This window comes from Streptosporangium sp. NPDC002607, assembly GCF_053592655.1.
Window position 1 is genome coordinate 1 of record NZ_JBSFWD010000111.1, and the last position, 13,079, is coordinate 13,079.

The 13,079-nt window shown below is 68.7% G+C and carries 10 protein-coding genes; 7 read left to right on the top strand and 3 right to left on the bottom strand.

Annotated features, from left to right (window positions below):
* Positions 1 to 136: 136 nt before the first annotated feature.
* The 4 genes from ACWD3H_RS46685 to ACWD3H_RS46700 all read left to right on the top strand — a co-directional run bounded on the left by ACWD3H_RS46685 (position 137) and on the right by ACWD3H_RS46700 (position 4,267).
* Complete coding sequence (locus ACWD3H_RS46685) at positions 137 to 433, top strand: acyl-CoA dehydrogenase family protein (protein ID WP_451959657.1); 297 nt, start codon at positions 137 to 139, stop codon at positions 431 to 433.
* A gap of 5 nt (positions 434 to 438) precedes the next feature.
* Positions 439 to 1,380 carry an acyl-CoA dehydrogenase family protein gene (locus tag ACWD3H_RS46690; RefSeq protein ID WP_451959658.1) on the top strand — a complete coding sequence of 314 codons (942 nt, stop codon included), beginning with the start codon at positions 439 to 441 and terminating at the stop codon, positions 1,378 to 1,380.
* A 173-nt stretch (positions 1,381 to 1,553) separates the two neighbouring features.
* On the top strand, positions 1,554 to 3,218 hold the full coding sequence (locus ACWD3H_RS46695; RefSeq protein ID WP_451959659.1) for a thiamine pyrophosphate-binding protein: 1,665 nt from the start codon (positions 1,554 to 1,556) through the stop codon (positions 3,216 to 3,218).
* Complete coding sequence (locus tag ACWD3H_RS46700) at positions 3,215 to 4,267, top strand: LLM class F420-dependent oxidoreductase (protein ID WP_451959660.1); 1,053 nt, start codon at positions 3,215 to 3,217, stop codon at positions 4,265 to 4,267. The genes ACWD3H_RS46695 and ACWD3H_RS46700 overlap by 4 nt, the downstream gene beginning before the upstream one ends.
* A gap of 201 nt (positions 4,268 to 4,468) precedes the next feature.
* Here ACWD3H_RS46700 and ACWD3H_RS46705 read toward each other — a convergent pair whose 3' ends face one another.
* The gene (locus ACWD3H_RS46705) at positions 4,469 to 6,799 is read right to left on the bottom strand and encodes an excinuclease ABC subunit UvrA (RefSeq protein WP_355556430.1); all 2,331 of its coding nucleotides are present in this window, start codon (positions 6,797 to 6,799) and stop codon (positions 4,469 to 4,471) included.
* 77 nt (positions 6,800 to 6,876) lie between these two features.
* Between ACWD3H_RS46705 and ACWD3H_RS46710 the strand changes: the two genes are divergently transcribed.
* Positions 6,877 to 7,680: a TetR/AcrR family transcriptional regulator gene (locus tag ACWD3H_RS46710; protein ID WP_451959661.1), complete on the top strand. Its 804-nt coding sequence runs from the start codon at positions 6,877 to 6,879 to the stop codon at positions 7,678 to 7,680.
* A gap of 78 nt (positions 7,681 to 7,758) precedes the next feature.
* Here the strand turns inward: ACWD3H_RS46710 and ACWD3H_RS46715 are convergent, their stop codons facing one another.
* Positions 7,759 to 8,421, bottom strand: coding sequence for a TetR/AcrR family transcriptional regulator (locus ACWD3H_RS46715; protein ID WP_451959662.1), 663 nt, complete (start codon positions 8,419 to 8,421; stop codon positions 7,759 to 7,761).
* Between the two features lie 135 nt (positions 8,422 to 8,556).
* Between ACWD3H_RS46715 and ACWD3H_RS46720 the strand changes: the two genes are divergently transcribed.
* Complete coding sequence (locus ACWD3H_RS46720) at positions 8,557 to 9,996, top strand: DHA2 family efflux MFS transporter permease subunit (RefSeq protein ID WP_451959663.1); 1,440 nt, start codon at positions 8,557 to 8,559, stop codon at positions 9,994 to 9,996.
* Positions 9,997 to 10,106: 110 nt separating this feature from the next.
* On the opposite strand, the gene ACWD3H_RS46725 is transcribed toward ACWD3H_RS46720, so the two are convergent.
* Positions 10,107 to 10,874, bottom strand: a complete 768-nt coding sequence (locus tag ACWD3H_RS46725; RefSeq protein WP_451959664.1) for a HalD/BesD family halogenase — start codon at positions 10,872 to 10,874, stop codon at positions 10,107 to 10,109.
* Positions 10,875 to 11,033: 159 nt separating this feature from the next.
* On the opposite strand from ACWD3H_RS46725, the gene ACWD3H_RS46730 reads away from it, so the two are divergent.
* Positions 11,034 to 12,959 (top strand): B12-binding domain-containing radical SAM protein, encoded by a 1,926-nt coding sequence (locus ACWD3H_RS46730; protein ID WP_451959665.1) that lies wholly within the window; start codon positions 11,034 to 11,036, stop codon positions 12,957 to 12,959.
* The last annotated feature ends 120 nt before the right edge of the window (positions 12,960 to 13,079 follow it).

The following is a 13,079-nucleotide window of genomic DNA, read 5'->3' on the forward strand; positions in this document are numbered from 1 at the left end:
CAGGCCAGGGCCGCGAGGGTGGTCTGAACCTCCTCCAGCGACCGGGACTCCATGATCGCGATGCCGGGCCCGACGTTCCTCGTCATCACCCGGACTGGTCAGAAACGCCTGGGCCAGCGCTCTGGTCCAGGTCCGGGTGGCGCGCCTGCTGGCCTATCGCGTCGTCGAGCGCCAGAAAGGGAACAAGATGGTCGACCTGGAAGCCAGTCAGGCGCGGATCGCGTCCACCACATGTGATCAACAGGTGGCCGAGGTGGTGTCTCAGCTTCTCGGGCCGCGTTCCCTCCTTGGTCCGGCGGCCGGCGCACCGTCGCACGGCGCGTTCGAAGACCACTGGCGGTACGCCCAGGCCGCGACGGTCGCATCCGGAACGATCGAGATTCAGCGCGAGATCGTGTCGCGTGAGCTGCTCGGCCGCCAGGCGGTGGGCTGATGCGGATGGAACTGCCGGAAGCGGCACTGGACTTCGGACGCGTCGCCGACAGCGCGCTGCGCAGCGCAGGAGGCGTGGATCTGGCGCGTGGCGCGGAGTCGGACCGGCGTCCCGCGGCCAGAGCGGAGGAGTGCCTGGCGAGTATCGGGCTGTACGACATCGACCCGCGCAGCGGTCTCGACGATGCCGTCGCCGCTGCTGAGCTGTGCCGGGTGGGCGGGAGCCACGCCGTGCCGTTCCCCTTGGTCGGGGTCCTGCTCCGGACGTCCGCCGGGACGCCTTTCTCGCTCGTCGACGCCCGCCATCCCATCATCGACCACGCCCCGGCCGCCGGGACCTGGACGGCCGCGACCCTCGGGGGAGACCTGTTCGACGCGGAGCCCGCCGCCGCCGTGGACTCGAAGGTCGCACCGTTCGCGATGACGGTTCGGCTGCGGCCCGTGGCGGGCGGCGCGGCGTCCGTGCTTGACCGGCGGCTCGGCCTGGTGCTCGGGGCCTACCACCTGCTCGGGATCGGGCAGCGGGCACTCAGGCTCGCGATCGAGCACACCAAGGTCCGCAACCAGTTCGGTCACCCCCTCAGCGACTTCCAGGTGATCCGGCACGGCCTGGCCGATCTGTCCGTCGGGCTGGAGGGCTTGGACCTGCTGTGCCGCTTCAGCCTGTGGAGCACGTTCACGGACACCTCCCCATCGCTGGTCGACGCCCTGAGCGTGCGCCTGGAGGCGCAGCGGGTCGTCAAGCACACGCTTCGCACGACGCAGCAGTTCCACGGCGCGTCCGGCTTCGCCGACGAGTACGACATCTCGATTCTCGTGCGCCACGCCCAGCCGGGACTGCGGCTCCCCACGGACCGAGGGGCGACGCTCGCGTTGCTGCGTACCGCCATCGAGGAGTTCGGTTTCACCGGGTCCTTCCACCTCGCGGAAGAGCAGGCCGCGCGCTGAGTCGGTCCGCACTTCGTGTGACGCCTCCTCGCCGTACCAGGGCGGCGCTCCTGTCAGGTTGATCGCTCAACGACAGGTACCCGCGTAGGGGTTCCCGCTGCCCGGGATCTCAGCCGGTGCAACATCCCACCTGGCTCAGTTCGATGTAGTTCGCTGGAGAAAGGTGGACAACTGTGGATTCGTTCCACGCGGAACTTGCTCGGGTGTGCGCCGAGCTGGAGACGCCGCTCTTCGGAGTGACGGGTGACAGCAACCTGTTCTTCGTCGACTCGTTCGTGCGGCGCGGGGGACACTATGTCGCCGTGACCCACGAGGGTGCCGCGGTGCTGATGGCGGCGGGGTACGCCAGTGTCTCGGACCGTGTGGGCCTTGCCACCATCACGCAGGGGGCCATCACCAACACCGTCACGGCGCTCGCCGACGCGACGCGGTCCCATCTGCCGCTCGTGCTGTTCGCGGGGGAGACGCCATCCTGGGACGACGACAACGTGCAGTGCGTCCCCACGGACGAGATCGTGCGCTCGTCCGGAGCGGAGTATCTGAGGCTCGCACAGTTGGAGGACGCGGACGACGTTCTCTCCCTCGCCTTCCGTCGCGCCCGCCGCTCCGCGCGGCCCGTCGTCGTGGGCATCCCCACCGACTACGCGCACGAGCCCTGCTCCCTGTCCGGGGCCCTGTCCGAGATCGCGCGGGCGGACCGGTCCGACGCGGAGGTCCTGCCCACCCGAGAGGCGGTCCGGACGGCGGCGGACGTGCTCCTGCGGGCGCGTCGCCCGCTCATCCTGGCGGGGCGCGGGGCAACCGCCGAAGCGGACCGCGCCGCGATGCTCGCCCTCGCCCGTCGCCTGGGCGCTCGGGTGGCGACGACCCTCCGAGCGAAGGAGCTGTTTCGCGGCGAACCCGCCGACCTCGGGATCTTCGGGGGCCTCCGGGCCGGCCGGTCGGCCGCGTACTTCGACGCGGCCGACGTGATCGTGGCCATGGGGGCGAGTTTGAACTCCTACACCACCTCCCAGGGAGCCGCGACACACGGCAAGCACGTCGTCCACATCGACACCGATGCGGCGAAGGCCCATTCCACACCTTCCATTCACGGCAGCGCGGCACCGACGGCGCGGGCACTGCTGGAGGAGTTGGCGGCGCGAGGCATCGATTCCGACCGGCCGCTCTGGGATACCGCCGGTCCCGCCGAGGCCGGACCGGCCGGCTCGGAGACCTCCGCCGAGATGTCCGGCGACCGGCGTCCCGACACGGTCGAGTACATCGAGAGCCTCGAACTGCTGGATTCGCTGCTTCCCCCAGATCGCCTGCTGACCGTCGACGGCGGCCGGATCTTCTTTGAATCGGTGCGGCGCATCTCGGTCGCGTCTCCGAGAGATTACGTGCACACGATGAGCATGGGATCGATCGGGCTCGGTCTCAGCCTGGCGATGGGGGCCTCCCTCGCTGACCCGGCCCGGCTCTCCGTCCTGGTCAGTGGTGACGGGGGCTTCATGCTCGGAGGTCTGTCCGAGTTCACGACGGCTGTCCGCCGGCAACTCAAGCTGCTCGTCGTCGTGTTGAACGACGGCTGTTACGGGGCGGAGCACCACCATTTCGTCAAGCGGGGTCACGATCCCGCCACCTCCTACTTCGACTGGCCGGACTTCGCCCCGGTCGCGCGAAGCCTTGGGGGACACGGGGTGGAGGTCCGTCAACTCGCGGACTTCCAGCGCGTCGCGGACGCGATCGCGGCCGAAACCTGGCCGCTTCTGGTCGACGTCAAGCTCGATCCGAACCGGATCCCGATGGAGTTCCACCGGACCCCTCCCGCTGCGCGCACAGGAGGGCACCCGTGAGAATCGGCATGCCCATCAACTACGCGCGCGACTTCCACCAGACGGTCGAGGGTTTGCGAGAGTACGAAGAAGGCGGTCTGGATGTCGTCTTCTTACCCGAGGCCTACACCTTCGACGCGGTGAGCCAGCTGGGTTACATCGCCGCGAAGACCTCGACCTTGCGTCTCTGCTCTTCGATCCTCAACATCTACTCCCGCACACCGACGTTGCTGGCGATGACTGCCGCTGGACTCGACTACGTCTCGGGTGGGCGCTTCATGATGGGCATCGGTGCGTCCGGTCCCCAGGTGATCGAGGGCTTTCACGGGCTACGGCACGACGCCCCGTTGGCACGGACCCGCGAGGTGGTGGAGATCTGCCACCAGGTTTGGCGGCGCGAGCCGGTGGAATTCCACGGCACGTACCACGACATCCCCCTCTCAACGGAGAAAGGCGGCTCGGGACTCGGAAAGCCGCTGAAGCTCATCAATCACCCGGTGCGCGACCGGATCCCCGTCATGCTGGCCGCCCTTGGGCCGAAGAACGTCGAACTGGCCGCCGAGTTGTTCGATGGCTGGGAGCCACTCTTCTATTTTCCGGAACGGGCGGGAGAGGCGTTCGCCGACGCGCTGCGAGCAGGTCGATCGAAGCGGTCGGCGGAGTTGCCCCCGCTGGACGTCATCGTCGATGCCAAGGTGCTCATAAGCGAGGACGACGCCGAACTGGCCGCAGGCCGGCAGCAGGTGCGCGAGCACCTGGCACTGTACATCGGTGGCATGGGAGCGAAGGGAAAGAACTTCTACAACGACCTCGCCGGGCGCTTCGGGTTCACCGACGCCGCCGCCGAGGTTCAGGAGCTCTTCCTGGCCGGCCGCAGGAAGGCGGCGGCGGCCGCGGTACCGCGGCGACTCGTCGACGGCGTCGCGCTCGTCGGCGCTCCCGGTTGGGTGGCCGAACGACTGGCCGCGTTCGCCGAGTCCGGCGTCACCACGCTCAACGCCACTCCGCTCGCCGCCACCCACCAGCGCCGCGTCGAGGACATCACCGCTCTGCGAAGGTACGTGGGGTGAATTTTCGTACCGGGCCAAAACGCCCCCGTGACGGTTCTGAGCTGTGGGCTGGCTGAGTCCACTGTTCGAGTTTGCCCGCCACATTGACGCGATCGCCATCGGCCACGGCGCCGAAGGGGTCTGAACGTACGGTCCCCCTGCGTGTGCTTCGTGTGGCACGGCGGCGGCCATCTGGGAAGCTGAACCGCCGCCGCGCCGTGCTCAGCCGTTCTCCGAAGCCCGCGCCGCCGGTAGGTAGGTACGCAGGTGCCGGGCGGTGAGCGAGTCACCCGTGGAGACCAGGTCCGCGGGAGTGCCGGTGAAGACCACCCGGCCGCCGTCGTGGCCGGCACCCGGGCCGAGGTCGATGATCCAGTCGGCGTGGGCCATCACCGCCTGGTGGTGCTCGATGACGATGACCGTGTTGCCGTCGTCGACCAGCCGGTCCAGCAGGGCCAGGAGCTGGTCCACGTCCGCCAGGTGCAGGCCGGTGGTCGGCTCGTCCAGCACGTACGTGGTGGCCTTCTCCGCCATCCGGATGGCCAGCTTGAGCCGCTGCCGCTCGCCGCCGGACAGGGTGGTGAGCGGCTGGCCCAGGCTGAGGTAGCCCAGGCCCACGTCGGCGAGCCGGTTCAGGACGGCGCGGGCCGGGCCGGAGGCGAAGAAGTCGCGGGCCTCGGCCACCGACATGGCCAGCACCTCGCTGATGTCCTTGCCGCGCAGCTTGTGGGTGAGCACCTCGGGGGTGAACCGCTTCCCCTCGCACTGCTCGCACACCGACGCCACCCCGGCCATCATCGCCAGGTCGGTGTAGACCAGGCCGATGCCCTTGCAGTTCTGGCAGGCCCCCTCGGAGTTCGCGCTGAACAGGGCGGCCTTGACCCCGTTGGCCTTGGCGAAGGCGGTACGGATCGCATCGAGCAGCCCGCTGTAGGTGGCCGGGTTGCTGCGGCGCGACCCCCGGATCGGGGCCTGGTCGACCACCGCGACGTCGTCCCGGAGGGGGAGCGAGCCGTGGATCAGCGAGCTCTTGCCCGAGCCGGCGACGCCGGTGACCACGGTCAGCACGCCCAGCGGGATGTCGACGCTCACATCCTTCAGGTTGTGCAGGCGGGCGCCGGTGATGGACAGCTGCCCGCTGGGCTGCCGTACCTTCTCACGCAGGCGGGCCCGGTGGTCCAGGTGGCGGCCGGTCAGGGAATCCGACGCGCGCAGCCCGGCCACGTCGCCGGTGAAGCAGATCCGCCCGCCGGACGAACCGGCCCCGGGACCGAGGTCGACCACGTGGTCGGCGATCTCGATCGTCTCCGGCTTGTGCTCGACCACCAGGACCGTGTTGCCCTTGTCGCGCAGCCGGAGCAGCAGGCCGTTCATCCGCTCGATGTCGTGCGGGTGCAGGCCCACCGTGGGCTCGTCGAAGACGTAGGTGACGTCGGTCAGGCTGGAGCCGAGATGCCGGACCATCTTCACCCGCTGGGCCTCGCCTCCGGACAGGGTGCCGGATTCGCGGTCCAGGCTCAGGTAGCCCAGGCCGATCTCGACCAGCGAGTCCAGGGTGTTGCGCAGGGTGGCGATCAGCGGCCGTACCGACTCGTCCTCGATGTCCCGGACGAAGTCGGCCAGGTCGCTGATCTGCATGGCGGCGCAGTCGGCGATGTTGCGGCCGTTGATCTTCGAGCCCAGTGCGGCGGGGTTGAGCCTGGTGCCGCCGCATGCCTGGCAGCTGGTGAACGTCACGGCCCGGTCCACGAACGCCCGGATGTGCGGCTGCATGGACTCGCGGTCCTTGGCGAGGTAGAGCCGCCGCACCTTGACCAGGAGCCCCTCGTAGGTGGTGTTCATGGTGCCGATCTTGATCTTGGTGGCGGGTCTGTGCAGGAAGTCCTCCCACTGGGCCGGGGTGTAGTCCTTCAGCTTGACGTCGCGGTCGAAGAATCCGGAGTGGGCTATCGACTGCCAGTACCACGAGTCCACATTGAAGTTCGGGGCGGTGATCGCTCCCTCGTTGAGCGAGAGGTCGACGTCGACCAGCTGGGAGACGTCGACGTCCGACACCCGGCCGAGTCCCTCGCACTTCGGGCACATGCCCTCGGCGCTGTTGAAGCTGAACGCGGTCGAGGTGCCGACGTGCGGGGTGCCGATCCGGCTGAAGACGATCCGCAGCATCGTCTGCGCGTCGGTCGCCGTGCCGACCGTGGAGCGGGAGTTGGCACCCATCCGCTCCTGGTCGACGACGATCGCCGCGCTCAGGTTGCGCAGGGCGTCGACGTCGGGCCGGCCGAGGCTCGGCATGAACGACTGGACGAAGGCGGTGTAGGTCTCGTTGATCAGCCGCTGCGACTCCGCGGCGATGGTGCCGAAGACGAGGGAGGACTTTCCGGAGCCGGATACCCCGGTGAAGACGGTGAGCCGGCGCTTGGGAATGTCCAGCGAGACGTCGGCCAGGTTGTTCTCCCTGGCGCCGCGGACCTCGATCACGTCGTGGCTGTCCGCGGCGGCCCGGCCGTGCCGCGTGTCGTGGTCGTCGGTGGGGGTGGGGCTGGAGGGGAACACTGACCTTCTCCCTTGATATCCTTAGGGTGTAAAGAGATAGCCCGGTAAAGTTAGTTTATGCCGTAAGGAGTGGCAAGTTGGTCGTCTTCGCCGGACAGGGCGACGCGCGCCGTTCGATGGCACTGCTGTGGCATACCTCGAGGTCGGAAGAGGGGCGCCCCGGCCCCAAGCCCGGTCTGAGCGTGGATGTGATCGTGGATACGGCCATCGCCGTCGCCGACTCCGAGGGGATGGCCGCGCTCTCCATGCGCGCGGTGGGTGAACGGCTCGGCCGTACCGCCATGGCCCTCTACACCTACGTGCCCAGTAAGAGCGAGCTGGTCGACCTGATGTACGACCGGGCCCTGGCCGAGTTGCCCACCTCCTATGAGCTGGGGGCGGGCTGGCGGGCGGCCGTGACCTCCTGGGCCGAGGAGGCCTGGGCGTTCTACCTGCGCCACCCGTGGGTGCTGCAGGTCTCGCAGGCGCGCCCGGTGCTGGGCCCCAACGAGTACGTCATGCTGGAGACGGCGCTGCGCATCCTCCGCGAGACGGGCCTTACGGCCGGGGTGCTGCGGCGCCTCGTCGGGGTGCTGTTCCACTTCGTGCGCGCGGCGGCGCAGACGGTCGCGGAGTCGCGCCAGGCCCCGGCGGCGACCGGGATGTCCGACGAGGAGTGGTGGTACGCCCGCTCGGCCCTGCTGGAGGAGGTCGCGCCGGACTTCGCCGAGCGGTTCCCGACGCTGACCTGGCTCGACAGCGAGGGTGCCTACCAGTCCGAGGACGAGAGCGTGCCCTACCTGGAACAGGAGGCGAAGGAGACCTTCGCGGCCGGTCTCGCCGTCCTCCTGGACGGCATCGAGGCGGCCGTGAACAGGGCCGGCGTACGAGCACTTCCATGATCCGCAGGGCGTGCGGGGCCCTGGTGGCACGGCCCGGCTGACCGATCCTCGCCACGGCAGGGTCCGCGGGGCAGGGGCCTAACGGGCGTCGGGGCCGAAGGCCCGCAGGAACGTGTGGACGGCGGCGCGGGCCACGGCTCGCAGTTCGGCGTCGCCGACCTGGCGGGTTCCCAGCCGGGACCTGGCCTCCATCGGGCCGGTGAGCAGGGCGTTGAACTGTTCGGCCGCCTGTGCCGGGTCGATCGCGTGCAGGCGACCGGCGAGCGTGAGCCGGGCCAGCCGGTCGGTCAGGGCCTGGGCGACGCGCTCGGCCGCGCGCCCCTGGACGATGTCGAGCAGGTCGGGGAACTGGTTGAGCTCCGCCGAGAGCAGCCGCCGCAGTGCCCAGGAACGATCGTCGCAGTAGCACTGGAGCAGGCTGTGGCCGACCTCCTCCAGCATGGCGCGTGGCTCGCCGTGCTCGGTGAGCCGCTCCAGTACGGCCAGGTTCCTGGCCAGCGCCCTGTCGGCCTGAGCGGTGATCGCCTGGCGTAGCAGGGTCTCCTTGTCGCCGAAGTGGTTGTACACGGTGGCCTTGGCGACGCCCGCCTCGGCGGCGATCATGTCCACCCCGGCCTGGGCGTACCCCTGGCGGGCGAACACCGTGAACGCGGCATCCAGGATCGCCTGCCGCTTGTCGATGCGTCCGCGCGCGACGGAGGGGCTGACGGAGGAGCTCTGTTCGGCCGAGATTCCGCTCATAGGCCGCATCATACTTCCCGAACCACCTGATTGGACTAATCGGTCTGGTTTTTTAGACCAGATTGACTAAGACTCATGGGTCTCTTAATTTGGTCTCACTGGTCTAGTTCGTTGTGATCGAAGCGGAGAGAACCCATGACAGAACCGCGAGACGACCGGCTGGATCCGGCACTGCTGCGGCTGATCGGCGTGATTTTGCTCGGCGGGCTGCTGGGTATCCTCAACAGCACGATGGCCGCCGTCGCCACCGACACCCTGGCCGCCGCCTTCGACACCTCGCTGAGCACGATCGGCTGGGCCTCCACCGGTTTCCTGCTGGCCGTCACGGCCACCATCCCCTTCGCCACCTGGGCCGTCGACCGGTTCGGCGGCAGGCGGCTCTGGCTGATCGGCCTCCTGCTGTTCCTGGCCGGATCGCTCGCCTCCGGGCTGGCCTGGGACGTCGGCAGCCTGATCGTCTTCCGCGTCGTCCAGGGCCTCGGCGCCGGCCTCCTCGACCCGCTCGTGCTGGTCCTGCTGGCCCGGGCCGCAGGTCCGCATCGCGCGGGACGCGTGATGGGCCTGATGGGCGTGGTCCTCTCCCTCGGCCCGGTCCTCGGGCCGATCCTGGGCGGCGCCATCCTCCAGGGACTGCAGTGGCGATGGATGTTCCTGCTCAGCGTGCCCGTCGGCGTCATCGCCCTGCTGCTCGCCCTGCGCGTGCTGCCCACCGACCCGCCGGCCGAGCGGCAGCCGCGGGTCCGGCTCGACGTCATCGGCCTGGCCCTGATCGGTCCGGGCTTCGCGGCGCTCATCCTGGCCCTGTCGCAGACGGCCGAGCAGGGCACGTTCACCGCCTGGCAGGCGCTCAGCCCGCTGGCCGCCGGTGCCGCGCTGCTGATCGGCTACACGATCCACGCGTTCCGCACCCGGCGCACGCCACCCCTGATCGACCTGCGACTGTTCGCCGGCCGCGGTTTCACCGCGAGCGTCACCATCATGGGCCTGGGCGGCCTCGCGAACTTCGCCGTCTTCTTCGCGCTGCCGCTGTACTACCAGCAGGCGCACGGGTACGGCGTGTTCGCCGCCGGGCTGCTGATGGCGCCCGTGGGCCTCGGCGGCTCCATCGCCATGCCGCTGGCCGGACGGCTGTCGGACCGGCTCGGCGCTCGCGGGCTGGCGGGCGGCGGCGCGCTCGTGGCCGCCCTCAGCGCGCTGGCCTTCACCCGGATCGGAGCGGAAACCCCCGAGGTGTGGCCCGTGCTGGGCGCCCTCACCATCGGCCTGGGCATGGGCTTCTTCAGCGCCCCCACGATGGGATCGCTGTATCGCACACTGCCCGCCCCGATGGTGGCGCAGGGCAGCTCGGTGCTCTACATGCTCAACCAGCTCGGCGCCGCGATCGGGGTCGCCGTCGTCACGCTCATCCTGCAGACCGCCGACGACGCGACAGCCGGCTTCCACGGCGTCTTCTGGTTCACCGTCACCGTGATCGCGGTCATCCTGGCCGCCATCCCGCTCCTGCCGGGCCGGCCCCGGGCACAGGTCGTACCGGAGACGCCATCACCGGTGCCCTCTCCATCCAGGCGGAGCTGAGCCCGGCGTCGGGACGGGCCCGGTCGTGGACCGGGCCGTTCCCCTCCTCCCGGACTCCTCGGGGCCGGGCGCCGGTGGGTGTGGCCGGCGAGCCCGGACCGTCCCGGGGCTCAGCTGAACATCGCCTCCATGGTCTCGTGTGACTGCTCCTTCTTCGCGTCGGACTCGCTGCCCCAGCAGGTGTTGAGGATGATCCGGGTGCGGTCCTCCGACAGCGGGACCGTGCGGTGCAGCGTCGTGTCGGAGCGCAGGAAGTAGATGTCGCCGCTCTGGTGGGCGTAGGTGCTGATCGGGTAGCGGATGAGGTGGTCGTGGACCCGGGGGTCCTCCTTCACCCAGTTGGTGTGCGGAACGCACTGGAGCATGCCGCCGTACTCGCTGCTCGGCGCCTCCAGGATCCAGATGAGGGTGAAGCTGAAGTCGCCCCAGTGCCAGCCGTGGGTGTCGCCCTGCTTCTCCTGGCGGATGATGACGTACTTCTCCTCGTCCCAGGGGCAGTTGACGACGGGTTCGTTCGCCAGCCGGCCCAGGAAGCCCTTGAGGGCGGGGGAGTCGTAGAGCTCCGGGATCAGGGAGCTGTCGCCGGCGATGGACTGCTGGCTGACCGTGCTCATCTTGCGCGGGGAGTTGCTGGTCTCCTTGAGGTTGATGTCGATCCGGCGCGCGTGCAGGTCGAGCAGGCGCTCCACCTCGTCCGAGACGAGATCCTTGACCTCCTCGGAGACCACATTCCGCAGTTTGACGTAGCCGTTCCTGCGGAAATCATGGGAGAATTTGCGGATTTCCCAGGGGTCCTGAAAGGTCTTTTCGAGATGCTCCGCGATCCGGTCGTCGAGTGAGAGCGTCCCGAGGCCGGTCTCGTAGTCGTGAGTCGGCATACGGTTTCTCCTCCGTGGTTATCGAGGTTTCCAGAACCGTAACACGCGAGTGGTGTCCGCAATTGGCGCGCGTTGTCCGCCCCGTCCCCCTGTGAAAGCATGAGCGGATTCCATCCGATCGGCTTCAGCGATTACTCGGACTACGCAGGGACGAGCGTCATGAACACCAAAGTCACATTCGTCGAGCTGTCTGCATTCGAGGCCATCCTGCCCCTTGCCTCCGGTTACATGCAGGCTTACGCACAGCACGATCCGGAGGTGGGGCCGCGATGTGATTTCGAGATCTTCTCCGCCCCGGTGTCCGCGGACAGAAATGAGGTGATCGCAGAACTCCTGGAAAAGCGCAGCGACGTCTACGCCATCAGTTGCTACATCTGGAACATCGGATTCGCGCGCGCGGTGCTGGCCGCGCTGCATGAGCGGCTCCCGGCGGCCCGGTTCATCCTCGGCGGTCCCCAGGTCATGCTGCACGCCGAGGAGTACGTCGCCCCCGAACAGGAGAACGTCGTCGTCTGCAACGGCGAGGGCGAGAAGACGATGCTGCAGTACCTGCGCCAGGTGATCGGCGGCGACCCCGACTTCTCGGCCGTCGACGGGATCAGCTTCTGGCGGTCGGGGGAACTCGTCACCACCGAGGCCGCCGAGCGGGTGCGTGACCTGATGGAGGTGCCCTCGCCCTTCACCTCCGGCGTCTTCGAGGAGGGCAAGTACACCACCGCCATCCTGGAGACCAACCGCGGATGCCCGTTCAGCTGCGGTTTCTGCTTCTGGGGCGCGGCGACCAACGACAAGGTCCACAAGTTCGAGGACCAGCGGGTCCGCGACGACATCACCTGGATCAGCAAGCACGACTTCGTGTCGATCTTCATCGCGGACGCCAACTGGGGCATGGCCCCGCGCGACGTGGAACTGACCCGCCACCTGGTGGAGTGCAGCGAGGAGAACGGCTACCCGGTGATGGTCTCGATGGCCGCGGCCAAGAACAAGCCCGACCGGATGGCCGAGATCACCGAGATCCTCGTGCAGGGAGGACTGCTGACCAGCCAGCCCATCTCCCTGCAGTCGATGAGCTCCAGGACCCTGGAGTTGGTCGACCGCTCGAACATCAAGCCCGCGACCTACACCGAACTGCAGAGAACGCTCAGGGAGAAGCGCATCAGCTCCTACATCGAGCTGATCTGGCCGCTTCCCGGAGAGACCCTGGAGTCATACAAGGAGGGAATCGCGGAACTGTGCCGGCTCCGTGCCGACACGCTCATCGTCTATCCGCAACTCCTGCTGCACAACACCTCGATATACGCCAAACGGGAGCTTCTCGGAGTGCAGGTGGAACGCGTTCCCAGTGATGTCACGGAAGCCGACGTGGTGGTCGGCACCAACTGGGTAAGCCGCACGGAGTGCGAGCGCGGCACCTGGTTCTACTACGCCGTCCACTCGCTCTACAACCTACGCGGCCTGTATTACCTCGCCAATTATCTGGAGAGGTCCGGAATAAGGCGGCTGGAGGATTTCTTCACCGACGCCGCGACGTATTTCGAGAGCCGTACCGACACCGAGGTCGCCAGTTTCTTCCGCGATTCCGTGCAGAAACTCTGGAACTACGACTTCCATAATTTCGGGATGGTCGCGCACCTCGTCCTGCACTCGCACCGCGAGGAGTTCGACGGGCTGCTCGTCGACTTCGCCCGCGGTCAGTCCTGGTGGCGGGACGCCGGGGCACGGGCCGCGTTCGAGCTCGACCTGCTGGCCAGGCCCTACATCTACCTGGCCAGGCCCAAGCCGCCGGGCTACGACTTCACCGAGCTGCGCGTCGAGCCGCACGGCAGGACGGCCTCGGTCGTCGACATGCCCGCCGACCTGGCCGCCCTCCTCATCGACCTCGACGTGACCGGCCTGGAGGCCGGCCAGGAGCACCTCACCCGGCTGGTGCTCGACCACCCGCGCGGGCGGAAGCTGCCGTTCATGCCCGAGCGCAGCCTGGAGCACAACGCCTCCTACTGCCAGGGCATGGTGCTGCGGCTGCGGGAGTATCTGCCCACCTGGCGGCCGGAGTCCGAGGTCGCCGCGCTGCCGGGCCGCCGCTGAGCCGCCCGGCCGGGCCGCGGAGGGCTCGCGCATGACGAGGGCCGTGAGGATCATCCTCACGGCCCTCGTCATGCGCGGGCATCCCGCCCGGCGGGATGCCCGCGGGCTCAGACCCCGGCC

Coding starts and splice junctions, on each gene's coding strand:
- ACWD3H_RS46690 (WP_451959658.1), top strand. CDS start 439: ATGGAACTGCCGGAAGCGGCACTGGACTTCGGACGCGTCGCCGACAGC.
- ACWD3H_RS46715 (WP_451959662.1), bottom strand. CDS start 8,421: ATGAGCGGAATCTCGGCCGAACAGAGCTCCTCCGTCAGCCCCTCCGTC.
- ACWD3H_RS46720 (WP_451959663.1), top strand. CDS start 8,557: ATGACAGAACCGCGAGACGACCGGCTGGATCCGGCACTGCTGCGGCTG.
- ACWD3H_RS46725 (WP_451959664.1), bottom strand. CDS start 10,874: ATGCCGACTCACGACTACGAGACCGGCCTCGGGACGCTCTCACTCGAC.
- ACWD3H_RS46730 (WP_451959665.1), top strand. CDS start 11,034: ATGAACACCAAAGTCACATTCGTCGAGCTGTCTGCATTCGAGGCCATC.